Origin of the sequence: Thermogemmatispora tikiterensis (assembly GCF_003268475.1) — a bacterium.
GTDB classification, from domain to species: Bacteria; Chloroflexota; Ktedonobacteria; order Ktedonobacterales; family Ktedonobacteraceae; genus Thermogemmatispora; species Thermogemmatispora tikiterensis.
Map to the genome: position 1 here is coordinate 4,438,715 of NZ_MCIF01000002.1, position 22,921 is coordinate 4,461,635.

Annotated in this window: 19 protein-coding genes; 6 read left to right on the forward strand and 13 right to left on the reverse strand. The window is 62.1% G+C overall.

What is annotated here, in order from left to right:
* Positions 1-2 precede the first annotated feature (2 nt).
* Positions 3-1,553, forward strand: a complete 1,551-nt coding sequence (locus A4R35_RS17810; protein WP_112431694.1) for a complex I subunit 4 family protein — start codon at positions 3-5, stop codon at positions 1,551-1,553.
* 77 nt (positions 1,554-1,630) lie between these two features.
* Complete coding sequence (locus tag A4R35_RS17815) at positions 1,631-3,394, forward strand: NADH-quinone oxidoreductase subunit N (protein WP_112431696.1); 1,764 nt, start codon at positions 1,631-1,633, stop codon at positions 3,392-3,394.
* Between the two features lie 425 nt (positions 3,395-3,819).
* Here A4R35_RS17815 and groES read toward each other — a convergent pair whose 3' ends face one another.
* From groES to A4R35_RS17840, 4 genes are all read right to left on the reverse strand, one after another.
* Positions 3,820-4,125, reverse strand: coding sequence for a co-chaperone GroES (gene groES / locus A4R35_RS17825; RefSeq protein ID WP_112431700.1), 306 nt, complete (start codon positions 4,123-4,125; stop codon positions 3,820-3,822).
* Positions 4,126-4,314: 189 nt separating this feature from the next.
* Positions 4,315-5,082, reverse strand: coding sequence for an ABC transporter permease (locus A4R35_RS17830; RefSeq protein ID WP_112434302.1), 768 nt, complete (start codon positions 5,080-5,082; stop codon positions 4,315-4,317).
* A 58-nt stretch (positions 5,083-5,140) separates the two neighbouring features.
* The gene (locus tag A4R35_RS17835) at positions 5,141-5,941 is read right to left on the reverse strand and encodes an ABC transporter ATP-binding protein (protein ID WP_112431702.1); all 801 of its coding nucleotides are present in this window, start codon (positions 5,939-5,941) and stop codon (positions 5,141-5,143) included.
* On the reverse strand, positions 5,938-6,516 hold the full coding sequence (locus A4R35_RS17840) for a MarR family winged helix-turn-helix transcriptional regulator (RefSeq protein WP_112431705.1): 579 nt from the start codon (positions 6,514-6,516) through the stop codon (positions 5,938-5,940). Before A4R35_RS17840 ends, A4R35_RS17835 begins: the two co-directional genes overlap by 4 nt.
* Before the next feature lie 378 nt (positions 6,517-6,894).
* Between A4R35_RS17840 and A4R35_RS17845 the strand changes: the two genes are divergently transcribed.
* Both A4R35_RS17845 and A4R35_RS17850 read left to right on the forward strand, forming a co-directional pair.
* Positions 6,895-7,386 (forward strand): hypothetical protein, encoded by a 492-nt coding sequence (locus A4R35_RS17845; RefSeq protein WP_112431707.1) that lies wholly within the window; start codon positions 6,895-6,897, stop codon positions 7,384-7,386.
* Positions 7,387-7,844: 458 nt separating this feature from the next.
* Positions 7,845-10,208: an ATP-dependent helicase gene (locus tag A4R35_RS17850; protein ID WP_189361991.1), complete on the forward strand. Its 2,364-nt coding sequence runs from the start codon at positions 7,845-7,847 to the stop codon at positions 10,206-10,208.
* 62 nt (positions 10,209-10,270) lie between these two features.
* Here the strand turns inward: A4R35_RS17850 and A4R35_RS17855 are convergent, their stop codons facing one another.
* On the reverse strand, positions 10,271-10,609 hold the full coding sequence (locus A4R35_RS17855) for a hypothetical protein (RefSeq protein WP_146747255.1): 339 nt from the start codon (positions 10,607-10,609) through the stop codon (positions 10,271-10,273).
* A gap of 73 nt (positions 10,610-10,682) precedes the next feature.
* On the opposite strand from A4R35_RS17855, the gene radC reads away from it, so the two are divergent.
* The gene (gene radC / locus A4R35_RS17860; RefSeq protein WP_112431711.1) at positions 10,683-11,411 is read left to right on the forward strand and encodes a RadC family protein; all 729 of its coding nucleotides are present in this window, start codon (positions 10,683-10,685) and stop codon (positions 11,409-11,411) included.
* A gap of 265 nt (positions 11,412-11,676) precedes the next feature.
* Here radC and lon read toward each other — a convergent pair whose 3' ends face one another.
* The gene (lon, locus tag A4R35_RS17865) at positions 11,677-14,490 is read right to left on the reverse strand and encodes an endopeptidase La (protein ID WP_223258387.1); all 2,814 of its coding nucleotides are present in this window, start codon (positions 14,488-14,490) and stop codon (positions 11,677-11,679) included.
* A gap of 74 nt (positions 14,491-14,564) precedes the next feature.
* On the reverse strand, positions 14,565-15,047 hold the full coding sequence (locus A4R35_RS17870; RefSeq protein WP_112431713.1) for an Hsp20/alpha crystallin family protein: 483 nt from the start codon (positions 15,045-15,047) through the stop codon (positions 14,565-14,567).
* A gap of 1,302 nt (positions 15,048-16,349) precedes the next feature.
* On the opposite strand from A4R35_RS17870, the gene A4R35_RS17880 reads away from it, so the two are divergent.
* Positions 16,350-16,961, forward strand: coding sequence for a hypothetical protein (locus A4R35_RS17880; RefSeq protein ID WP_146747256.1), 612 nt, complete (start codon positions 16,350-16,352; stop codon positions 16,959-16,961).
* 588 nt (positions 16,962-17,549) lie between these two features.
* On the opposite strand, the gene A4R35_RS17885 is transcribed toward A4R35_RS17880, so the two are convergent.
* The 6 genes from A4R35_RS17885 to A4R35_RS17915 all read right to left on the reverse strand — a co-directional run bounded on the left by A4R35_RS17885 (position 17,550) and on the right by A4R35_RS17915 (position 22,906).
* Entirely contained in the window at positions 17,550-18,008 is a 459-nt protein-coding gene (locus A4R35_RS17885; RefSeq protein ID WP_112431717.1) for a hypothetical protein, read from the reverse strand.
* A 355-nt stretch (positions 18,009-18,363) separates the two neighbouring features.
* The gene (gene menA / locus A4R35_RS17890; RefSeq protein ID WP_112431719.1) at positions 18,364-19,623 is read right to left on the reverse strand and encodes a 1,4-dihydroxy-2-naphthoate octaprenyltransferase; all 1,260 of its coding nucleotides are present in this window, start codon (positions 19,621-19,623) and stop codon (positions 18,364-18,366) included.
* Positions 19,624-19,847: 224 nt separating this feature from the next.
* Complete coding sequence (locus A4R35_RS17895) at positions 19,848-20,501, reverse strand: translin family protein (RefSeq protein ID WP_112431721.1); 654 nt, start codon at positions 20,499-20,501, stop codon at positions 19,848-19,850.
* A gap of 228 nt (positions 20,502-20,729) precedes the next feature.
* Positions 20,730-21,179, reverse strand: a complete 450-nt coding sequence (locus A4R35_RS17900) for a hypothetical protein (protein ID WP_112431723.1) — start codon at positions 21,177-21,179, stop codon at positions 20,730-20,732.
* A 371-nt stretch (positions 21,180-21,550) separates the two neighbouring features.
* On the reverse strand, positions 21,551-21,925 hold the full coding sequence (locus A4R35_RS17910; protein ID WP_112431727.1) for a translation initiation factor: 375 nt from the start codon (positions 21,923-21,925) through the stop codon (positions 21,551-21,553).
* Positions 21,926-22,015: 90 nt separating this feature from the next.
* Positions 22,016-22,906, reverse strand: coding sequence for a metal ABC transporter permease (locus A4R35_RS17915; protein WP_112431729.1), 891 nt, complete (start codon positions 22,904-22,906; stop codon positions 22,016-22,018).
* Between the last annotated feature and the right edge of the window lie 15 nt (positions 22,907-22,921).

The following is a 22,921-nucleotide window of genomic DNA, read 5'->3' on the forward strand; positions in this document are numbered from 1 at the left end:
GCATGTTCCCGATGTTATCAACGATTATCTTTCTCCCGCTGCTGGGCGGCATTGTCGTGCTGCTGCTCCCCCGCGAGCGCGTCAATGTGATTCGCTGGACGGCGCTGGGGGTGGCCTGGCTGGATCTGCTCCTGGCGCTTGGCGTGATGCTGGCCTATGCCCAGCCGCATCCGACTGCCATCACTGTCGGCACAGTCCCGCTGGTTGTGGGGGAAGCCTCGCCGACAGTGGCCAGCGTCACCTTCCTCTTGCAGGAGCATCTGAGCTGGCTGCCGGCCCTGGGCATCAATTATAGCCTGGGAGTGGACGGCGTCAGTGTACTGCTGATGACCCTGACCACGCTGCTGACGGTGGTCTGTATTGCGGCCTCGTTCCGCGTGGAGCAGAAGCTACGTACCTACCTGGCCTTCATGCTCCTGTTAGAGAGTGGTCTGCTGGGGGTCTTTCTGGCGACCAATCTCTTCCTGTTCTATGTCTTCTGGGAGCTGATGCTGATCCCGGCCTACTTCCTGGTTGGCGGCTGGGGTGGTCCACGGCGCGTCTATGCGGCTATTAAGTTTGTGCTCTATACGGCGGTGGGCAGCTTTCTGATGCTGGCCGGGATCATTGCCCTGGGCTACTATTATCGCACGGGCGGGCACTATACACTCGATCTGACGACCATTTTGAATAGCTCGACGCATCTGAACAGCACGGTTCAACTCTGGCTCTTCCTGGCCTTTGCTGCAGCCTTTGCTGTCAAGGTGCCGCTGGTCCCCTTCCATAGCTGGCTGCCGGATGCCTATAGCGAGGCGCCGGCGCCGGTGACGGCTATGCTGGCTGGGGCGATGGCCAAGGCTGGAGCCTATGGCTTCCTGCGCTACTGCCTGACCCTCTTCCCCGATGCGGCCCATCGGCTGGCGCCGCTGATCAGCACGCTGGCGGTGATCGGTATTCTCTATTGTGCCCTGATGGCCCTGGTGCAGAGCGACATGAAGCGGCTGCTGGCCTATTCGAGCATCAGCCATCTGGGAGTGATCACGCTGGGGATCTTTGCCCTCAGTGCGCAGGGGTTGGCCAGTCAGCAGGGTATTGACGGCGCTGTGTTGCAGATGGTCAATCATGGTATTACGATCACGGCGCTCTTCCTGATCGTGGGCTTCCTGGAGGCGCGCACGGGGACGCGTCGCCTGGAGGACTACGGCGGGATGGCGCGTCGCCTGCCGATTATGGCCAGTGTCTTGATGATCGCCTGCCTCTCTTCGCTGGGTCTGCCCGGCCTGAATAGTTTCGCCGGTGAGTTCCTGGCCCTGTTGGGGGTCTTCCGCAATAATGCGATCTTCGGGGTACTGGGAACGCTGGTGGTAGTGCCGGCGGCCTGGTATATGATCCGGCTGGTGCAGAATGCAATGATGGGTGTGCGTCCGGCTGGCGGCCCTGTGGTGGCGGCTGAGCGCAAGGGAGGTCTGCCTGATCTGGATATTGGTGAATTCCTGGTACTGCTGCCGTTGCTGGTGTTGATCTTCTATATCGGTGTGCATCCGCTGCCGCTGACGTTCTTCGTGGAGCATTAGTGTAGCTGAGGAGTGAGGGAGCCAGGAAGGGCGGCGGCGGAAGGGAGCGGGAACAGGTTTTGTCGCGAGGTTCTGCTATGTCGTTTACGTACATCGCATCGGCTGCCGACTGGGCACGCATTGCGCCTGAGCTGGTGCTGGCTGGGGTAGCGCTGCTGATCCTGTTGGTTGATCTGCTCTTGCCGCAGACGGGGGCTGTGCCCCGCGAGCGAGGAGCGGCCAACTTCTTTGTGCTGCCCCTGCTGGCCTTGCTTGGGGTGCTCGGCGCACTGGCGGCCACGATCGTGCTCTTCGTGGTTGGCGATGGCCAGCGAGCGTTCTTTGGCCTGGTCGGCTCTGATTGGGGATCGCTCTACGCCTATCTGGCGATCTTGAGCGCTGCCGGTTTAGGTATTATCTTCTCTCCCGCCTACCTGAAGCGTCTGAAGCTGGTGCATCAGGGCGAGTACTATGCGCTCTTCCTGGCAGCGACGCTTGGGATGATGCTGCTGGCGGCGGCGACCAGCTTCATGACCCTGTTCCTGGGGCTGGAGACGCTGTCGCTGGCGCTCTATATCCTCTGTGGCTTTGTGACGCGCCGGCAAAGCTCACAGGAAGCTGGGATGAAGTACTTTTTGCTGAGTTCCTTCGCCTCGGCCTTCCTGCTTTATGGGGTGGCGCTGATCTATGGGGCCACGGGGACGACGCGCTTCGGTGCGCGGGGAACGAGCGCTTTTCCTGGTGTACTGCAGTTTTTGCAGGTCCATCCGCAGAGTACCACGCTGTTGCTCATCGGGATCGGGCTGCTGACGGTGGGTTTTGCCTTTAAGGTGTCGGCCATTCCGTTCCAGATGTGGACACCGGATGTCTATGAGGGAGCGCCGGCGCCGGTGACGGCCTTTATGTCCGTGGGGACAAAGGCGGCGGCGCTGGTCGCCTTTGCACGGGTCTTCGCGGTGGTACTGGCGCCGGTGGCGGCGGACTGGCAGGCGGTGGTCTGGGTGCTGGCGGTGCTGACAATGGTTGGCGGCAATCTGCTGGCCCTGGTGCAGCGCAATGCCAAGCGCTTGCTGGCTTACTCAAGTGTGGCTCATGCCGGCTATCTGCTGATCGGTGTGGTGGTAGGGGGCGCGACCGGTCTAGCTGCTATCCTCTTCTATCTGCTCTGCTATGCTTTCCTGAATGCGGGGGCCTTTGGGGCGCTGAGCGCTCTGGAGAGGCTCGATAACAGTGGCTGTGATAGAGAGGATCTGCGCGGGCTGTGGTTCCGACGGCCCTGGCTGGCGGGTTTTCTGGCCTTCTTCCTGCTGGGGCTGGCGGGCTTCCCGCCGATGGCCGGGTTCGCGGCCAAGTACTATCTATTCTTTGCGGCGCTGCAGGGCGGCCATCCTGAGCTGTTGCTGATCGGTGTGTTGACCAGTGTGCTGGGAATGTATTATTACCTGCGCCTGATTGCGGCGATGTTCATGGAGCCAGCACGTGAGGCGCAGGAGGAGGCGCTAGAGGTGAGCCTGGCGCTGGCGGTGGCGGGCGCGGGAGCGAGCGCAGGCGTGGCCCCGCGGGTCTCTGGACCTTTGGGGCGGGCGGCGTCGACGCGCACTGGTGGGGCCGGTACTGGCACGGCTGGCGCGGCGGTGGCGGTGAAGACGGCGGCCCAGGCGACGACGAAGCGTGCTCCGGCAGCCCAACAGGCCCCTGAGACGCGTGAGCAGGCCACTGAGGAGGGAGCGCTGGCAGGTAGCTCACTGAGCTGGACAACCTGGCTGGGCCTGGGGCTGGCGGCGCTGGGGGCGCTGGCGCTTGGAACGGTGCTGCCTTTCTGGCTGGTCGATCTGGCGCTGAAGGCCGCTGGGACGCTGTAGCACTGATGACGGTGCAACAAGGGAATGGGGCTACTGCGCCAGGGCGGCACGGTCCGTTTTGGGGGTGGTGGCTCTGGCCCTCCTGATATATATGGCGAAGCAACCAGCTGGTGGATCGCAAGACAGAGAACACGGTCCACCAGCTTTTTGCTTGTGGTGCCTGCGGCTGTGAGCTTGATAGCCTGAAGGGGGGCCAGACGACTCATCTCGCCGTCTCGTGCGTGAGCCAGGCTGACTGGCCTGGGCTGCCCTGTCACCTGGCACAAGCCAGCGGGAATGAAAAAATTCCAGTGCCATACGCGCTCATAGGCACTGGAATCGTCGTCTATGATCGGCATATCGAGGTAGAATAAAAGAAAGAAAGAAAGAAAGCAGCGGGAGAGGAAGTAATAAAGAGGAGTAGAGCGAGAGAGACCGCCAGTCACCTACTCCTCGACCACGCCCATCACATCGCTTTCACGCAGGATCAGCAGCTCCTCATCGTCGACCTTGATCTCAGTGCCAGAATACTTTGAGAAGAGCACATGATCGCCGACATTCACCTCGGGCTTCACGCGCTGGCCGTTATCGAGCAGCTTGCCCGGGCCAACGGCCAGGACCAGGCCCTGCTGCGGCTTCTCCTTGGCCGTATCGGGGAGCACGATACCGGTCTTCGTCACCGACTCGCGCGTGACAGGCTTTACCAGCACACGATCAGCTAGTGGGCGAACCTTCTCACCTGCGGTGGACATAGACTCTACCTCCCTTGCACAGACAGATAACATGAGACGGCAACAACAAACAGAGCCGCCACGTCTGCCCCTGCCTCGTCTCGACCTGGCAGCGTGGCGCCCAGCCGATTAGCACTCTCACGAAGAGAGTGCGAACCGGCTACTATCATACACCAGAGTGGGCCACATCGCAAGAGGGAAAAGGCGCCCTTAGAGCACAATCGATTGATAGGTTGAAGCTGCCAGCGCCTGTGCCACAATCACCGCCAACAGCAACACGCCCCAATCCAGCAGGGCATCGGGAACCGCGCCCACCACCAAGAAGCCGCGCAACAAGTCCACAGTATAGCTCAGAGGATTAATCTGCGCCAGAACCCGCAGCCAGTCGGGCATGATGGCCAACGGATAAATGGCATTGCTGGCGAAAAAGAGCGGCATTGTCAAAACCTGGCCGATGCCCATGAAGCGCTCGCGCGTCTTCACCAGAATGGCGATCAACATCGACAGCGTCGAAAAGAAGCTGGCGGCGATCAGGACCGCCAACAGGCTGCCGATGACGCCGATCAGGCTCCACTGCAGGTGGACGCCCAGCAACAGAGCCAGCAGGAAGATGATGACTGCCTGGCTGAGCGAGCGCACAGCGGCTCCCAGTCCCTTGCCGGTCACAAAGCTAGCGCGCGGCACCGGCAAGACCAGAAACTTTTGCAGGATACCCGCATCGCGCTCCCAGATGATGCTCAGCCCGTAAAAGATCGAGACGAACATCAACGACTGTGCCAGAATGCCCGGTGTCATAAAGGTCAAGTAGCTCACCGAGCCAGTAGGGATAGCGCGCAAGCGCGAGAAGGCTTCTCCGAAGATCACCAGCCACAGGGCTGGCTGCACGGCGCGCGTCAGCAATTCCGTCGGATCGTGACGCAGCTTGCGCAGCTCGATCTCTGCCACAACCAGCACGCACCGTATATAGGTGACGACCATCTCCCAGGGCGAGGGCGGGCGCAGCAATGCCTCCAGGGCGGCTCCTTCTCGCTGGGGTTTATCCGAAACGCTGAGCGCGCCGACGTAACTGTCTGACTTCACGATAACTGCCTCCCGATTCCAGAGTATTGCCTGTCACTGACGTAAACACGTCCTCAAGCGTAGCACCGGGCCGATTCAGGCTGGCCTTCAAAGCCGCCGGCTCACCGATCGCCGCAATGCGCCCCTGATCCATAATGGCCACGCGCTGGCAGTAGGCATCCGCCTCCTCCATATAGTGGGTAGTCACCAGCAGGGTGATCTGCTCCTGATTGCGCAGCAGCTCCAATGCCTCCCAGACCGAGCGTCGCGCCGTCGGATCAAGACCGATGGTCGGCTCGTCCAGGATCAGAATACGTGGGCGATGGAGAATGGCCTGACCGATCTCCAGGCGCCGGACCATGCCGCCCGAGTAGGTGCGCACCAGGCTGTGGGCCGCGTCGCGCAGATTGAGCAGCTCCAGCACCTCCCAGATGCGCCGCTCACGCTCCTGGCGTGGAAAACCCAGTAACTTGGCCACCACCAGCAAATTCTCATAGCCGGTCAGCGTGCTGTCCGCCGACAGCGACTGCGAGACATACCCCAGCAGCCGCCGAATGACCATCTTATGGCGTTGGACGTCCAGTCCCGCGATGCGCATCTGGCCGCTGGTCGGCGGAATCAATGTGATGAGCATGCGAATAGTTGTAGTCTTGCCGGCCCCATTGGGGCCAAGCAGGCCAAAGGCTTCGCCCTCCTGAATAGAGAACGTGATGTGATCAACGGCGACTTTATCGCCGAAACGCTTGACAAGATCTTCGACTTCAATCATTGGCCTCATTCGGCCTGACCTCCCTCTCCTGCAGGGGTGGCAGTGGCCAGCGGACTGGAGCCGCGGCCCCCGCTCTCCTGCTCGTTGGGAACCTGAGCTTGACCAGGGTTGTCTTGTTCTTGCCCGGGTTCTTCGTCGTGCCTGCCTTCGGCCCCGTCCCCTGCGGCCTCGGCTGCCTCCAGCACACGCTCAATGAGTCGCTGTAGCTCATCCTGCTCTGCAGGGGTTAACGGCTCCAGCATACGCGAGAGCACCGCGCGCCGTTCTCGTTGCCAGGCCGCTACCTGCTCAATACCGCGCGCCGTCAGCTCAACCAGCACCACTCGCTCGTCGCCGCCATCGCCCTGACGCACCCGCCGCACAAGGCCCGCCTTCTCCAGCCGCTTACAGGCGCTGGTCACAGAGCTACCGCTCAGTCCGAGGGCGGTCGCCAGCTCGCCGACGCTACAGCTCCCCCGCCGGCTCAGGTTTTTGAGCAGCCAGTACTGCTCCGGCGTCATCTCTGCCCGCCTGACCGGGTGAGTGCTGCGCCTCAGCAGCCGCCACAAGGCCAGCAGATCTTCTACCAGGCGTTCGCTGGCCATGACTCGACTCGCTCCCTTCCTTTTTACTGACTAATATTTTTACTATCAAATATATTGATAATACAGTTTCTGGAAGCTGTCAAGGGGCAAAGTGTGAGGAGCGTGCACCCCTGCGGACGCAGCTGGAAGGATCATTGGGGAACTCATCGCGAGCTAGATCGGTCTCTATATAACGAAGGCCGCCAGCTAACGACCGACAAGGGCTCACCAGTGGGCTAACGCGGAGGAGCGATGAGGCTGTTTCCGGCTTAGAGCCTTCCCCGTCGCGCCTCCAGGCTGGTAAAAATGTTGAGGTCGAGGAAGCTGGAACAAGCCTGGTCCATGATGCTCTCGTGGCTCGTGCAGCTACGAGGCACCAGCACGAAAGGAGGTGCTTTTATGCAGCAGCAAGATCGCCCATTCCCGGCGACAGGGGTCGCCGACAGCCCGGCGTTTGGCCCCTTCACGCTCTTACTTGCGTTAGCGCTTATCTGCATCTTGATCTCGGCATGTGGGCAGCCGCCGCGGAGTCCAACATCGTCGCTTGCTTGTGGTACTGTCACGAGTACGCAGGCCTTGAGCAAGAACGCCTCAGAAACCGGGCAGGCCATGCGTGCCGGGAGCTGTTTCCTGCATGCCTACCAGCAATGCCAGGCGGCGACCCTGGTCTACGTCGACCAGGATAGACTGCTCCGGCAGGATCAGCAGCGGACCATGCGGACCCTGACCGTTGAGGCTGCCAGCTGCCGGGTCTCAGAGACTCTTCAGAAGGTCTCCAGCTCCACGACCTCTCTCTGTGACAGGGTGGAAGGTCTACGTGGGGCCTTGCGCCTGGTTTCCTGTGGGGTTGACGGTACCTTCTCCTTGATCCTGGACGCCACTATTCAATGACGTTTCCCGCCCTCAAGGCAGGGCTTCCTCTGTCAACCAGTCACCTGGCCCGTTGTGGTCTTGCCGCGAGGAGGAGCGAGGAGTCGGTCTCTGTCCAGAGGCGTTGCGCCTCCTCTGAGAGGGGCCGGCCCTGACCTGATCTGATGGCTCACGCTACGGTCTCAGGCTCTCGCGAGTATATTGATAGTGGCTTGCATGGTGGTCAGGGCCAGGATCAAGCACCGGCTTGCAGCCAGGGGAGCAAGGGGTGAGGCGGAGGCCAGGGCCAGAAGTCACAGGGGTTCTGGCTATGCTTGTACCGCCGGGCAGAATGCGCTACAATAAAAGCCCGATGCGCTGATATTCACTGGGCCGGGCGGGTGCCAGTCGTGGCGCTCGTGAAGTGTGGCCAAGGCGCTCACAATCCGTGCCCGTCGATCACGGCAAACTCATCTGCACGACAGAGCTGGACCATACTGATGCCTGAGCATACAGACCTGGAACAGGAGCTATTGGCCGGCCTCAACGGACCGCAGCGGGAGGCCGTCACTACTACCGAGGGGCCGCTGCTGATCCTGGCGGGTCCCGGCAGCGGCAAGACGCGCGTCATCACCCATCGCATCGCCTATCTGGTGCGCTGCCGTGGCGTGCGGCCCTGGCATATTCTGGCCGTGACCTTTACCAATAAGGCCGCGCGCGAGATGCAGGAGCGTCTGGAAAAGCTGGTGGGTCTGAACGAGGCCCGCGAGATGTATATTGGCACCTTCCACGCTATCTGCGCCCGTGTGCTGCGCGCCGAGGCGGATCTACTGGCCCCGCTCGGCCTGACGCGCTCCTTTGTCATCCTCGATACTGATGACCAGGCCGCCCTCATCAAGCAGGCCCTGCGCGACCTCGATCTCGATGAGAAGCAGTATCGCGTCTCGCTGATCCATGCCTTGATCTCGCGCGCCAAGAACGCTATGCTCTCCCCGTACCAGATGGCCGAGCAGGCTCGCCGCTATACCGAAGAGGTCGCTGCGCGGGTCTATCGTCGCTATCAGCAGCTGCTGCGCGCCAACAATAGCGTCGATTTCGATGATCTGCTGATGCTCACCGAGCAGCTCTGGCGTACAGAATCCGAGGTCCTGGAGCGTTACCAACAGCGCTGGCAGTATATCCATGTCGACGAGTTCCAGGACTGCAATGTGCCGCAGTATAAGCTGATCCGCCTGCTGGGGCGGGGCAGCTACGAGCGGCCCGGCGGCAGCGGCAATGTCTGCGTGGTTGGCGATGACGACCAGATGATCTATAGCTGGCGCGGCGCCAGTGCCGAAAACGTCCAGGCCTTCGAGCGCGATTTCCCCGAGGCCCGTATCATCCTGCTTGAGCAAAACTATCGCTCGACGCAGCACATTCTCGATGCCGCTCAGTGCGTCGTCCGGCGCAACACGGCCCGCAAGGAGAAGCGCCTGTGGACCGCTCTCGGCCAGGGTGAGAAGTTGATCTACCATGAGGCTTATAACGACGAGGCCGAGGGGCTATACGTGGCCGATGAGATTCTGAAGCTGCTGGCGCGCGGCGAGGTGGCTCATCGCGGCGAGATTGCCGTGATGTATCGTACCAATGCCCAGTCACGTGCTCTCGAAGAGCAATTCTTGCGGGCCAATATTCCTTATAAAGTCATCGGTAGCCGCAAGTTCTACGAGCGCAAAGAAGTCAAGGACATGCTGGCCTACCTGCGCCTGCTGCTCAATCCCCACGACGACCTGAGCCTGCAGCGCATCATCAATGTCCCCAACCGGAAGATCGGTCCGAAGTCGCTGGGCGAGCTGCAGCGCTGGGCGCGCGAGGAGCAGCATTCGCTCTACGATGCCCTGCAGCGCAGCGAGGAGCATCCCACTCTGGGGCGCGCCGCCAAAAACGCCCTCCAGCAGTTTGCTCAGCTCCTGGAAGAGCTACGCGCCTCGGTGGCCGAGCTGCGCCTGCCAGAGCTGCTGGACCGTGTAGCGGAGCGCACGGGCTATGGTCCCGAGCTGCGTGCCTCTCCCGAGGGGGAGGAGCGCTGGAGTAACATCCTGGAACTGCGTCGCGTGGCTGAGGATTACGCTGAGATTGAAACTTCGCTGGCCCTGGAGCTGTTTCTAGAGAATGTGGCTCTGGTCGGCGGGGCCGACGTGGCTCAGACAGGCGAAGAGGGCACCCTCCTCCACGAAGAGGATCAGGATGCCGTGACGCTGATTACCTTGCATGCGGCCAAGGGTCTGGAGTTTCCGGTGGTCTTCATTGTAGGTCTCGACGAGGGCATTCTCCCACATGGGCGCTCCATCGATGCGCCCGAGCAGCTGGAGGAAGAGCGTCGCCTGGCCTATGTCGGTTTCACGCGCGCTATGCGTCGTCTCTATCTGGTGCGCGCCCGCCGCCGCTCGTATTTCGGCGATGTGGTCTATACGGAGCCGTCGCGCTTTCTGGCGGATATCCCTCCCGATCTCTTTGCCTCCAGTCCCGGCTCTGGGTCGCTGCGCCAGTCTTCAACCTGGGAGCGGGGAGGCCGCTACGAGAGCTATGATCACGACCACGAAGACTATGGCTCTCGCCGGGTCTATGGCGGCGCTGCTTCCCGCCCGCGCCGCTCCGTGCCTGCCGACACGACCTTCGCCCCGTCATCCGCCGACGTCTCGTCGACACCAGCAGCCCCGCGCTTCCAGCCCGGCGATCGCGTGCTGCACCATCTCTTTGGTCAGGGCATTGTGCTCAAGAGTGAGCTGGAAAGCGGCTCTGAGTTTGTCGAGGTGCAGTTTCAGGGGAAGCATGGCAAGAAGCGTCTGAGCCTGGATTATGCACGCCTGGAGCGCCTCCCCTGAGCCGCTCCGCTCGCTCCGCGCCAGTCGGGGAACAGAGCGGCACTGGTCTTAGCGGCCCCTATTCATTCCGCTGCTCTATCTATCACTACCGCTCCCAGGGAGCCGCAAAGCAGCAAAAGAATGAACCCCCAGAAGCAAGAAGGATCGGAGCCAGGGAAGGAATAACCACCCAGATAGGCTACTCCTGCAAGGCCGAGCAGCTCAATCAACAGGCTCAAGAAAAACAGTGATCCTTTCGTCGATCGCCCATCATCGTCACTCTCCAGATCAGGAGGGGGAACATCATCCCAGTCAGCATGCCAGTTGTCGCCTTTCCATTCGTAGTAAGCAAGCAGCCAGATGTTGCATCTCAAATACCGCCTGCTTCCAAATATGGCTATTGTCTGGGTAAATAGAATCATCTATCATAGATAAGCCTTTTTATTCTTATAGCTTTGTCAACAGATTGAGAAAGGACCCTGGTCGCAAAAACTGATGGAGAAAAGGCGCTTCAAAGAGGAGAAAAGTGGCGAGCGAATAGCGTACCATATTACTATTCATGATATGCCCAGCAGCGAACGCCCGCGCGAGCGTCTGCTGTCCTACGGGCCGCAGGCTCTCTCGACTGCCGAGCTGTTAGCCATCGTGCTGCGCACTGGGACGAGGCGCAACAATGTTGTGGAGCTGGCGGCGAAACTCCTGGTGCTGTACGGTGGGCTTGGCGGCCTCATGGGGGCAGATCTGGCCAAGCTCTGCCGTGAGCATAGGCTGGGCGCTGCTAAGGCGGCCCAGCTCAAGGCGGCGCTGGAGCTGGGTCGACGTTTGCAGCTAGAGCAGCCGGAGGCTCGCTATCGCATCACCTCGCCGGCTGATGCGGCGCGCCTGGTCATGATGGAGATGGCCTATCTGGAGCATGAGGAAATGTGGATTCTGCTGCTGGATACCAAGAATCAGGTGGTGGCCATCGAGAAGCGTTACAAAGGGACGGTCAACAGCTCGGTTCTGCGTGCAGCCGAAGTTTTTCGGCCTGCCATCCTGCGCAATTGTCCGAGTATTCTCATTTGCCACAATCACCCGAGTGGAGACCCGACGCCTTCGCCGGAGGACATCGCCGTTACCGAGCAGCTGGTGGCCGCCGGGCACCTCCTTGATACCGAGCTAATCGATCATCTGGTGATTGGCAAGCAGCGCTATGTGAGCCTGAAGGAGCAGCTCCGTTGGTAGCGCTGACCAGCCAGGTGCGGGCGGGCGGCCTGCCGGCCAGGCCGACGCCCCTGGGAAGAGGGAGGGAAGCGAGCGACCTGGCAGAGGAGAGAAGCCCAGGCCGGGATTGGGGTGAGGCGAGGCGAGGCAAGGCGAGGCGAGGCAAGAAGGAAGGAGAAGACAGAGCGGCTGCGATGGGGAGTGTCCAGAAGGAGCCAGGGAAGGAAGACCTTCCTCCCCCAGTCCCATCGCAGCCGTCCCTGGCTCCATTTGACAGCGAAAACACTCAGCTGGCGCGGACGACCGCCTCCGCCGCCGCTTGTGGGCCAGTCTGGTCCTGGCTGCGGTCCTGATCTCCCTCGCCGGCGGCACTCTCAGAGCGGGGGGAGGGCAGGCCGCCCTCCAGGGCTGTATCCAGCACCTGCTTGATATCATCGACGAAGACGAACTCCATCTGCTCGCGCAGCTCGCGCGGCAGGTCCTCCAGCAGGTCCTGCTCGTTCTTGCGCGGCAGAATCACCGTATGGATGCCGGAGCGGTAGGCGGCCAGCACCTTCTCCTTGACGCCGCCGATGGGCATGACGCGCCCGCGCAGGGTAATCTCGCCCGTCATGGCCACATCGGAGCGCACCTTACGCCCGCTGGCCAGGGAGACCAGCACGGTCACCATCGTCACGCCCGCCGACGGTCCATCCTTGGGGATAGCTCCCGCGGGAACGTGAATGTGCACGGTCTGGTTTTCGAAAACATTCGGCGGGAGACCCAGGGCGGCGGCGTTCGAGCGCACGTAACTGAGAGCCGCCATAGCCGACTCCTTCATCACGTCGCCCAGCTGTCCCGTCAGGATCAGCTGACTCTCCTTGCTGGGCATGACCGCCGCCTCAACAAAGATGATCTCGCCGCCGACGGGGGTCCAGCTCAGGCCAGTGGCGATGCCGGGGCGATCGATGCGCTCGGCGGCCTCCTCGAAGAAGCGCCAGCGCCCCAGGTACTCGGTCAGCTGCTCCGTTGTGATATGGATCGGCGCCTGGCGCCCCTCGGCAATCTGGCGCGCTGCCTTGCGGCAAAGCGTACCGATCTCGCGCTCCAGATTGCGCACGCCCGCCTCGCGCGTGTAGCCACGAATAATGTGACGGATCACCTCATCGTCGACGATCAGCTCATCCGGGCGCAGCCCGTTGGCCGCGATCTGCTTCGGCAGCAGATAGTTGCGGGCGATGTGCATCTTCTGTTCCTCGGTGTAGCCCGAAAGCTCCAGAATCTCCATGCGGTCCCGCAGCGGCGCCGGGATTGGCTCCAGAGAGTTCGCTGTCGCGATGAAGAAGACCTTCGACAGATCGAAAGGCAGGTCCAGGTAGTTATCGCGGAAGTTGTAGTTCTGCTCCGGGTCAAGCACCTCCAACAGAGCGGAAGAAGGGTCGCCGCGCCAGTCGGCCCCGACCTTATCGACCTCGTCGAGCATAATCACAGGATCGTTGGTTTCGACGCGCCGCAGGGTCTGGATGATGCGCCCGGGCATGGCCCCGATATAGGTGCGGCGATGGCCGCGGATCTCGGCCTCGTCACGGATGCCGCCCAGGGACATGCGCGCGAACTTACGCCCCAGAGCCCGAGCGATCGACTGGCCCAGCGAGGTCTTACCGACGCCCGGTGGGCCAACGAAGCAGAGGATCGGCTCGCGGTTGAGCTGGCGATTGGCCTCGTCCGAGTGCAACGGCTGCGTCGGGCGGCGCTTATCGGCCTCTCCCTCTGCCGCGGCCTCGGCGGCCTCCTCCTCGCGCCTGGCCCGCTCGGCCATGCGCTCCTCCTTCAGGCGGCGCACAGCCAGGTATTCCAGAATGCGCTCCTTGATCTTCTCCAGGTCGTAGTGGTCCTCATCGAGAACCTGACGCGCCTTCTGGACATCGATCGTTTGACCGGTGCTCTTGCTCCAGGGGAGGCTGACCAGTAGCTCAAGGTAGGTACGGATAATGCTGTACTCAGGCGAGACCGTGGGCAGCTTCTCCAGGCGCGACAGCTCGCGGTTGGCCTCCTTGAGGACCTCCTCGGGCATCCTGGCCTCTTCGATTTTGGCGCGCAGCTCGTTGATCGTAGCCTGCTCTTCGCTCTCCTCGCCCAGTTCACGCTGGATAGCCTTCAGCTGCTCACGCAGGAGGTACTCGCGCTGCATCTTGTTCATTTCTTCCTGGGCGCGGCTCTGGATCTTGCGGCCCAGTTCGAAGATCTCCAGCTCGTGGGCCAGGAAGCTGCTGAGTTCCTTGAGCTTTGCGCGCACCGAGTCAAGCTCCAGCAGCTTCTGGCGCAGCTGCAGGTCCATCTGGACGAAGGTCGCGATCAGGTAGACTACCTGGCGCGGCTCCTCCAGGTTGAGGTTAGCGGCAGCTGCGGCCTCTGGCACATTCTGGACCAGAGCGACCATGCGCTGGAAATAGCTCACCACGTTGCGCTTGATGGCTTCGGTCTCGGTGTCGCTCTCCTGGATGTCAGGTCGCAGGGTCACGCGCGCCTTCAGGTAGGGCTTTTCCTGAACGAACTCGCCGATGGTCACACGCTCCAGCCCTTTGACAATGATATGGATCGTGCCATCGGGCATGCGAATCATGCGTTCCACGCGCGAGACCGTACCGATCTTAAAGATGTCGTCCGGCCCGGCCTGCTCGATCTCCGCCGAGCGCTGGGCTACCAGCACGACCAGGCGATTGCCTGGCATGATATCATTGATCAGGCGAATCGAGCGCTCCTGACCAACCGCCAGCGGCTGCATGGCGAAAGGATAGACCACGACATCTTTGAGGGGAAGGACCGGCAGGATTTCGGGGATCGAGAACCGTTCCTCGTCGTCTTCCTCCCGCTCCTCGGAGTAGTGATGATGGTGATGGTGGGAGCGTTCTTCTCGGGACGGTTCGGGATCCTCATCGACCGCGCGCCGCTGACGCCGCCGCGGCTTCTGACGTGTTGAGGGTGAGCTAGCGGTGGCCGCTCGCCCGCCACGCGCCGGGCGCCGCCGCGCAGGAGCACTTTTCGCCTGAGTCTCCTCTTCATCTCGTTTCCCCTGAACCTGTTCTTCCTCTTCTTCTTCTCCGACCGCCTGCTCAGGCATAAGCCCGCGCTTCTTCTGATCCTTTTCCATAAACCTTTCTCAGTCAGTAGTTCGTTCGGTTCATTCGCTAATAGCTACTTCTCCGTGGCACTCTGCCGAACCTGGACGCGCTGAGGCTCGCTGCGGGTCGCGGGCAGCTTGGGCAACGTGACCCAGAGAAAGCCGTTTTCGTAGCGTGCCGTCACTGCCTCGCGATCGATGGGCGAGGGAATGAAGACCTCAACGCGAAAAGGTCCATAGCGGATCTGCGCCTCCTGATAGTAGAGGTTCTCGCGGTCCTCATTGTCATCTCGCCGCTCGCCGCTGACTACCAGCGCGTCTTCGTAGAGTGTGACATTGATCTCATCCTCTGACATGCCTGCAAGCTCTATCTTCACGACGACCTGCTCCGCCGATTCGCGTATATCGGCGGGAGGACGCCAGACCTCCGAGTGTTGGAGGAGCGCCTGCTGACTCTGCCAGAGAACTTCCTGCAACAACTGACGATAGTGGCGTTGCAGTTGTTGCCCCGACCCATCGATATAGCGATAGGTCACAGAGCGGTAGCGCATCCGCATACTGGCTTACCTCGTTTCACTCTCCTCAAACGGATCGTGAGGCGTGACCTACATGCAGCTTCCCTGCTCGTTTCGTTGATGACCGCTGGCCTGCTGAACGCTGTCGGGCTGTCGATCGATCTGGTCGATCGATCTGGCCGCCTGCCCTGGTCTGGCTCCCTCCATACCTGGCTGACTCCCGGTTTGCTTGAGTGCTCTCTCCCTGAGCTTGCGAGTCGCTGACGAGTCGATAACTGGTCTGCTAGAAGGATAAAGCGAGCCACACGAACGAACGGTCGGCCACAGGCCGGCAGACAGGCACAACAGGCAAGCCAGGCAAACAGACAGACAAAACCACACCGCTCCGGCTGGGCTGGACCGGACTGGACTGGACTGGACCCTGACGGGTCTGGCTCAGTCTCGCCTGCCCTCCGGCCTGTTGCTTTGTCTTACTGGCCTGCCCTCGTTCCAGAGCCGGAAGATCTGGCTTCCCGCTCAGACCCTGTCCTGCCCTGCCCTGCCCGCTCGCTTCCCCTTGCCTTCTCTCCTCCCCTGGTGTAGGGCGCTGCTGGCCGGGTCTTCCTTCCGCCCGGCCTCTGCTTCTTCTTTTTTTCTTTCCTGCAATCTGCTCTGCGGCGCTCTCTCAGGCGAGGTAGATGGAGTTGGGGGAGCGAAGACGTTCCGTCCAGCCCCGTGGATGCTACACGGGCTGACTACAGCAGAGGAAGATCTTTTTCGCCGCTGGCCAGCGCCTTCTGACACTCCGGGCAGAGGTATTCGTATTCTGAATGGCTCTCTGAGAGGACGTCGCTCTGGATGATGCGCGCGTAGCGCAGACGTGTTGCCTTATTGCACCTGGAGCAGTTGACATATGTATCCGATATTGCAGTCCTTCTGGTCCCAAGGATGTCTTCCTGCATGACCGACACATGCCTTTCTTTCTGCTTCAAAGGTCACAATCACCCGGTAGCAGCGTGGGCCAGGGCTATGTGGCGCATAGCTGTCGGCTTGGCTCTGCGCTCTTGGCCTGACCCTCTCACGGGAGCGGAGTGTGTGCGTTGCGTATGGGCAGGCGTGCCTTCCCATCTGCAGGCCAGGGCCGCCCTGTTGGCCGCCTGGCCTTTTTGATTATGGCATGCGGGCGCGAAAATTGCAAGGTGGTTTGACGTCTTCATGGCGATATGCTACTATGTCTCTTGGGCTTCATTTATTTTTCGTGCGTTTTCAAAAGGTTAGCGGGCAACTCAGCAGCTATCAGGCGCGTCTTTCCTGGTTGGTTAGCCGGGCGCGGCCAGCGCCCTGATATGAATAGAGGGCACTCCCATGATCGCGCGAACACTCTCTCAATGGCTGGCTCGATTGTTTGCATGGTGGCCCGGAAGAAAGCGGCGCTCCCAGTCGGTGGAGGCGGAAGCGAGTGGGGCCTCCGGCGCTCATGCACTGGCGCCACGTCAACCTCCTCTGCCGGGCCTGCCCCCGTCTACTTCTCCGGCGACGCCCACCTCCACTTCTCCCGCGACGCCGGCCAGTGGTCTGGCTTCGCAAGCCGGCCCTGCTTCTCGCTACTCGTTCCTTCTGGAAAGCCACGATCTCTTCTTGCCGCCGAAGCTGACAGCTCCGCCTGGTGCCCCCGGTGGGTTGCCGTTCCTCGATCGCAGCCCGCAAGGCTTCCCCGGTTCTCTGGCTGATCCCAACCGCTCTCTGAGCGAGCGTATCCGCTGGATGCGGGACAATGATCTCCTCTCGTCTGGCGAGGCCGCCGCGCAAGCGGAGGCAGGGGAGAGCGCGGCGGCCAGTGAGGCGAGCGACTCTTCGCCGGCGACCCTCCTCCAGCAGCGCCGTCTGGAGTTCCTGCGCTATCTGGTCAGGCGCGGCCTGGTTAATGAGGGCTTCGAGCAGGAGGATCTCCCAGAGCAGTATCGTCGTCTTCCCTGAGCCGGATCTGCTCCCACCTCTCTGCGCCAGGGGTAGCGCGATGACAGGAGGCGGCGGCCTGGCTCTCCCGCCCTGGCTCGACTCGGCTCGGCTCGGCTCGGCCAGGGTGCAGCCTGTCTGTCCACCTGCCTGCTTGCGCCTGGTCGATAGGGGCGGCGGAGAAAGCCGGTGGTCAGGAGGGGGGGAAGGCGGCTCTACATCAGGTCAAAGGGTAGAGGAGGAGGCTTCTCTTTCCCTCCAGCGCTGGTGGCGGTGGGTGGCGCTATCGATCACTCTGGTTCCATCCACATCCGCATTCAGGACTCCAGGGCAGTCAGCGACAGGCTGCTGCCTGCTCGGTGCTCGCTGATGCCAGGGGGAAGCGGAGGGCTGCCAACGCCGATGGATGGCAACGATCGGCGAGCGGGTGCCTGCGCTGAGCCTCTTCAGCCAGCGAGACGGGCCGTGAACGAGTAAACAGGATGGTGTGGCGATCGCTTTGTCAGCTCTCGGAGAGAGGAGGTCTGCATTCGAGGGTGGGCCTCGTTCCCTGCCTGGGTTGGCGGCCTGGCAAAGCGGTCGCGTGCTTTCTTGGGCTGAGCCTGGTCGTCAGTCTTCGATGGCTGTCTCGCTGAGGCGCAGGACCAGGCGGCAGAAATGGAGCATTGCCGCGGCGAACTCCAGATAGGTCTCATCGCTGGGAGCGGCGTGAGGACCAGGTGAGGCGCGTCGGCGTAAGGCCCGGAGCACAACCATGACGTCTTCCTTCAAGGAGGCATCAAGATCCCCGCTCTGCATCAGGCGGATTACCTGGGCCACAATCGAGTCGACTTCACGGCGCATCAGACGGAGTTCTGTTAACCAGGCATCCTCGTCGGCGGGTGGGGGAGCATCGTCGCCCCATGGGGGGACCGGCAGGGTCTTGCTCTCCTCTTCGTCCTGTCTGGCATCGCTGTAGCTCGCACGTTGTTTGGCCTGGAGGTGAGTAGGGGAGTCTGCTGCTGCGCCTTCGAGTGTGACCCCCAGCTCACGCAGTAGCTCGGCTAGTTCTTGTTCCCAGCCAGCCATGTGATACCTCCTTCTGAAATAACCGCCAGGACGTCCTTGACACATCCAAAGTGTAGCACAGTGTACCATCCCTGTAAATGGGTCGAATGGGCTGAGACACTCGCGTGCCGTGCCTGGGAGGAGCGTGCTTCTTCGCGCTGGTTACCTGGCTGCGCCGGCCCGGCTGGCAGGATGCTCCTCCTCCTGCCCGGCCATTGTTATGACGACGCGCTGGCTGGGACGGTAGAACAGGGCAATTGCCGATGGGACGGCTGGGCTGGTGAAGACGACGGCTGCCTGCTCTTCTCTACAGAAGGAGAGGGGAGCGGGTCGGCGCCGGGTTCCCCCGGGGTAGAACCCGGCGCCGCGGGTCGGCTCAGGGCAAGGCCAGGGAAGGCACCTGGGGGAGAATGGGGAGGATCGCCGAGAGCAGCAGGCCCACGACGAGCAGGGCGATAAACCAGGCCTCTAACTTGAGCGTCTCGCGCAGCACAAGATGGAGGCCGGAGGCGAGATCGGTGCGAACGATGCCGCTCACGACGACGACCAGCGTGGGCAGGGTCCAGAGGGCGATGAGCGCGAGATGAGGCGCATTGTGCGGTAGACCGATGATGAGCAGGACAAGGTAGGCGCCTCCCAGCAGGGCCAGAAAAAGGACCCGGTTGAGGCCCAGCCCCAGGGTGTTGGCCAGCGTGCGCTTGCCGGCCTGGGCATCGTCCTCAACGTCGCGCATGTCATTGACGTGCACGAAAGCGGTAGCCAGCAGGCCCGGCATGAGGCTGTAGAGCAGTACCTGCCCGCTCAGCTGGGCCTGCTGCAGGTAGTAGGCCCCCACAGTGATGAGCGGCCCGTAGACGCAGAAAGCAACCGGCAAGCCGAGCATGAGTGAGGAGAGCGCTCGCCGCGTGGCGCTGTAGAAGTAGGCAGCCAGCAGCCCCAGCAGTCCAAAGAGGAGCAGCGGCCAGCCGGCAGCAAGGGCGAGCAGCAGGCCCAGCAGCGAGCCGCCGGCCAGCAGGACCAGGCCAAAGGCCAGGACATGCGTGGGCTTGATCAGGCCCTGCTGAATGAGCTTGCCCGGCCCCAGGGTGTTGCTGGTGTCAATCCCGCGCAGGTAGTCGTAGTAGTCATTGATGAGATTGGCCCCAAGCTGCAGGAGCACGACGGCCAGCAGCCCCACCAGAAAACGCTGAGGGTGCCACTGCCCCAGCCCCAGAGGCCCGCGTAGGCTGAGGATATGCACCAGAGCAAGAACGCTCCCCAGCAGGAACGGCATGGCGCTTAGGATGAGATAGCGTGGCCGCATGCCTTCCCACCAGATGCGCGACCACTCGCTCACGCTGCGCCGATACTCCGCCGGCTGGGCCACCAGCGGGGTCGGCGTGCTAACCGCTTCACTGGCTTCGACCGAGTGCACCGAGACCTCGGGCTGCAGGGTGCTGAGGGTCTGGAGCGACCCCAGGGGAATGGTTGGAACTTCCTCCGCCTGCACCGACTCGGCAGTCACGATCTGCGAACTGGCTTTGATTTCGCTCTCGCCTTGTTTCTTCCCTTTGCCATTGCTGATAGTATCGCTATGCTCTGCAATCTCTAACTCTTTGGCAGGCTGCTCTTTGTTCGTAAGCTCTTGCTGCGACATATGCCCCCCTTTCGCTGCGCACTTGCCGCTGGCTCCGGCGGCGCACCATTGGGTCCCTTCATAATGTTGAGAAGATAGAGAGACAGTAGACGATCAAAGATGCTATAGAAGATGACTGCTCCTGGTATCTCTGCTTGCTTGCTACAGGCTGGAACGCAGCCTGTAAACTGAGCTGGTAACGCCTTCGTCACTGTTAGTATACAACCTGCCGGCCAATCGGCACATCACGAAGGCGCCGCGCCTTTCTCGTTGAGCGCGGTCAGCAGCTCGCTGATCTTTCCCTCAAGCTGCGCCTGTCGCACTGCGACGGTGAGGTCGCCGCGCGTCTTCTCCAGGATTGCCCGTGCTGTGTCGGTGGTACGGCGCAGGCCACCGGTGATGGCATCGGGGAAGTCAATGGTGATGAGCAGGGCGTAGATGTCGTCCATGTGCTGCAGGAGCTGCTCGCATTCGGCGAGCCAGCCGTGGCGCAGGCGGTCGAGGACGTAGCGCCGCAGCTCGCCGACGGCCTCCCCCAGGCCATTGAGATAGGGCGCCCAATCGATATGAAGGCTCTGGGGGTGGGGCAAGGCTCTCCCCTGGACCAGGGCCAGAAAGGCCGCTGCCTCAGCATATTCTTTCTGGGCGTCCTGCACGAAGCCGGCGTAGAAGACATCTGGCTGCTCACGCAAGTCTGCCCCGATCTGGGCAAGCAGCTCCGCCGCCCTGGCAAGTAGCTCCTCGGCAGCGGCGAAGTCCCGCCGGTGGGCCGCACGAATGCTGTTGGCACAGTAGCGGATCAAGGTGCGTGCACGCGGCAGCGCTTGCTCACGCGCGGTGTTTTTCTGGTTGAGATAGTCGAGCGCTTCCTGACCAAGGCTCTCAAGGTTCTCGATCATGGCGTGTACCTTTGCTGACCTCTTTTCGAATATTGCCAGTGTACCATAGATCAATATGCCTGGCATCTTCTTATGGTTGCAGACAGCAAAAAATCCCACTCATCCCGCCTTTGTTGCCAGGCGAGTGGGATTTTTTGCTCTCTCAGGCTACGGCTCTCGCTCTCTCGCTGCGCTACGCTGCTCTGACCAGGGCGCGAACTGCCCGCCTTCAGGGAGCGGCCAGGCAGGCTAGACCAGGCGCATTACCTCGATCTCCGGTGGAAATCGCATCTGGTCCAGGTCGCCGGCCCAGAAGAGTTGCTTCATGATCTCGGCTACGGCATAGAGGAGGTGCTGCAGGCTGGCCTCGCGATTGCGCTCAAAGGGAGCGCTGCCACGGTAGCTGGCGAGGCTGCGGAACCAGGTGTTGATGCCCGTTCGCTCGCTCAGGCGCACCAGGTAGACTTCCATCTTCAAGGCCCCGTATTCGACGGGGATGGTGATGCGCAGCTGCGGCTCGTGCTCGATGATGTCCAGGCGATAGAAGACGCCATAGTGCTCGCGCGATGCCTGGAAGATGGAGACTTCGGGCACCTCGTTCTCCGCCCCTTCGGGCTCTTCGTAAGGCTCCGGTTGCTGCTGTTCCATAGTCACTCCTAGGTTAGCCAGCAAACTCTCCAGCTGTTCGTGAATGTTCATGGTTGCGCTTCCCCTTCCTCTTTGCAGCATACTCGTTCGCCAATGGCGCGCTCTGGCGTCCTTGGGCGCAGCGGCCTGACTGTCTGCTCTCTGCTGTTCTCTCTGGCTCTCTCTCCTGGCGCAGGCCGCCTTGCTTACTCTCTTTTTCTCTCAGGGGTACCCAAAAACGGAACTCGCTCAGAGAGAGACGCTGCTCTCTGGAAGGGTGAAGCGCTGCCTGTCTGCCTGCTTGTCTGCTTGCCTGGTCTTTTGACGCAGGTTCTGACTGGCTGACTGGCTGGCTGACTGGCTGACTGACTGGCTGGCGACACGGGCGGGGGAGCGAGAGGCCGTGAGATGGGGAGGCTCTCCCCGTGCGGGGCAGGGGGAGCTTAGCCGCCGGCCCGTTTGGCGCGGTAGCCGAGCTGCTGCAGGTGTGCCAGGATCTTATCGCAGTGGTCGCCCTGAATTTCGATGGTACCCTCTTTGACGGTGCCTCCCGCTCCACAGAGACGCTTGAGGTTGCGGGCGAGCGTCTCCAGTTCGGCCTGGCTGATAGGCAGGCCGCGAATTACGGTGACCGTTTTGCCGCCGCGCTGGGCCCGCTCGCGGCTGACACGGATGCCTCCCCCTCCGGGGGCGCTGGTCGAGGCTGGCTTGCCTAGCTTGCCTCCGCTCTCACAGCGGCAATGGCGATAGGGCTGGTGGCAGACGGGACAATGGGTAACTCGTCCACCGTCGGTGCTGTAGACGAGACGATCTGGCATGGCTCTTTTCTCTTCCTTTCTTCTCTTCTCTTTTCTTCTTTCCGGGCCGGGCTGGTTGGCTGACTGGCTGATCTGCTGCGTCAGTCAGGGTCAGGCGGCGGTGCGTCGCCCTTTGCAGGGATGAGCGGGCTGGGCCGGCACCTGTGGCGGGCGACGTTGGCGCCAGTGGGCGCTGAGGGTGGCAGCAGCGTAGCAGAGCGTGGCCAGAGTGGCGATGCAAAAGCTGGCGGGCAGGTGCTGCCCAGGTCCCAGGAAGGCGATGAGCAGTCCGCCCCAGGTGCTGCCCAGGCCCAGCAGGACGGCCAACAGGAGCGCGCGGGCCGGCGAGGGACTGAGGCGCGCGGCGGCGGCTGCTGGGGCGACCAGGAGGGCAAAGACGAGCAGGACGCCGATGACGAGTACGGAGATGGCCGTGGCAAGCGCGAGGAGGAGCAGGAAAATGACGGAGAGCAGGCGCACGGGGACGCCGCGCGCCGCGGCCACCTCGGGATCGATAGAGGCGAAGAGCAGCGGTCGGTAGAGGATGAGCAGGGCCAGGCTGCAGCCAAGAGCACAGGCCAGGCTCAGCCAGACGTCTCCACGGCTGACGCTGAGGATGGAGCCGAAGAGAATGCCAATGCCGGCGCTGGCATGGCTAGCGCTGCTGGCGGCGTAGAGGCTGAGAAAGAGGACGCCCAGGCCCAGGGCGAAGGAGAGCACCATGCCGATCTCAATGTCGCGTCCGCGCAGACGCTCGCCGAGCAGGCCGATGGTGCAGGCCGCCAGCAGGCTGAGGACGAGCATGCCGGGCAGGGGACTGAGACCAAGCAGGGCGGCCCCGGTGGCTCCGGTGAAGCCGATGTCGGTCAGGGCCTCACCGGCGAAGGTTTGGGCGCGCAGGACCACAAAATAGCCAACCAGGGCGGCGGCGATGGCGACACAGCCGCCGGCCAGGAAGGCGTTCTGGATAAATTCGTGCTGCCAGAGCGTGCCAATGTTCATGTTCCTGATGCTCCT

Coding starts and splice junctions, on each gene's coding strand:
- A4R35_RS17810 (WP_112431694.1), top strand. CDS start 3: ATGTTCCCGATGTTATCAACGATTATCTTTCTCCCGCTGCTGGGCGGC.
- A4R35_RS17850 (WP_189361991.1), top strand. CDS start 7,845: ATGCCTGAGCATACAGACCTGGAACAGGAGCTATTGGCCGGCCTCAAC.
- A4R35_RS17835 (WP_112431702.1), bottom strand. CDS start 5,941: ATGAGGCCAATGATTGAAGTCGAAGATCTTGTCAAGCGTTTCGGCGAT.
- A4R35_RS17900 (WP_112431723.1), bottom strand. CDS start 21,179: ATGAACATTCACGAACAGCTGGAGAGTTTGCTGGCTAACCTAGGAGTG.
- A4R35_RS17885 (WP_112431717.1), bottom strand. CDS start 18,008: ATGGCTGGCTGGGAACAAGAACTAGCCGAGCTACTGCGTGAGCTGGGG.
- A4R35_RS17910 (WP_112431727.1), bottom strand. CDS start 21,925: ATGCCAGATCGTCTCGTCTACAGCACCGACGGTGGACGAGTTACCCAT.
- A4R35_RS17845 (WP_112431707.1), top strand. CDS start 6,895: ATGCAGCAGCAAGATCGCCCATTCCCGGCGACAGGGGTCGCCGACAGC.
- A4R35_RS17915 (WP_112431729.1), bottom strand. CDS start 22,906: ATGAACATTGGCACGCTCTGGCAGCACGAATTTATCCAGAACGCCTTC.
- A4R35_RS17840 (WP_112431705.1), bottom strand. CDS start 6,516: ATGGCCAGCGAACGCCTGGTAGAAGATCTGCTGGCCTTGTGGCGGCTG.
- A4R35_RS17880 (WP_146747256.1), top strand. CDS start 16,350: ATGATCGCGCGAACACTCTCTCAATGGCTGGCTCGATTGTTTGCATGG.
- A4R35_RS17815 (WP_112431696.1), top strand. CDS start 1,631: ATGTCGTTTACGTACATCGCATCGGCTGCCGACTGGGCACGCATTGCG.
- groES (WP_112431700.1), bottom strand. CDS start 4,125: ATGTCCACCGCAGGTGAGAAGGTTCGCCCACTAGCTGATCGTGTGCTG.
- radC (WP_112431711.1), top strand. CDS start 10,683: ATGGAGAAAAGGCGCTTCAAAGAGGAGAAAAGTGGCGAGCGAATAGCG.
- lon (WP_223258387.1), bottom strand. CDS start 14,490: ATGCCTGAGCAGGCGGTCGGAGAAGAAGAAGAGGAAGAACAGGTTCAG.
- menA (WP_112431719.1), bottom strand. CDS start 19,623: ATGTCGCAGCAAGAGCTTACGAACAAAGAGCAGCCTGCCAAAGAGTTA.
- A4R35_RS17870 (WP_112431713.1), bottom strand. CDS start 15,047: ATGCGGATGCGCTACCGCTCTGTGACCTATCGCTATATCGATGGGTCG.
- A4R35_RS17855 (WP_146747255.1), bottom strand. CDS start 10,609: ATGATTCTATTTACCCAGACAATAGCCATATTTGGAAGCAGGCGGTAT.
- A4R35_RS17830 (WP_112434302.1), bottom strand. CDS start 5,082: ATGGTCGTCACCTATATACGGTGCGTGCTGGTTGTGGCAGAGATCGAG.
- A4R35_RS17895 (WP_112431721.1), bottom strand. CDS start 20,501: ATGATCGAGAACCTTGAGAGCCTTGGTCAGGAAGCGCTCGACTATCTC.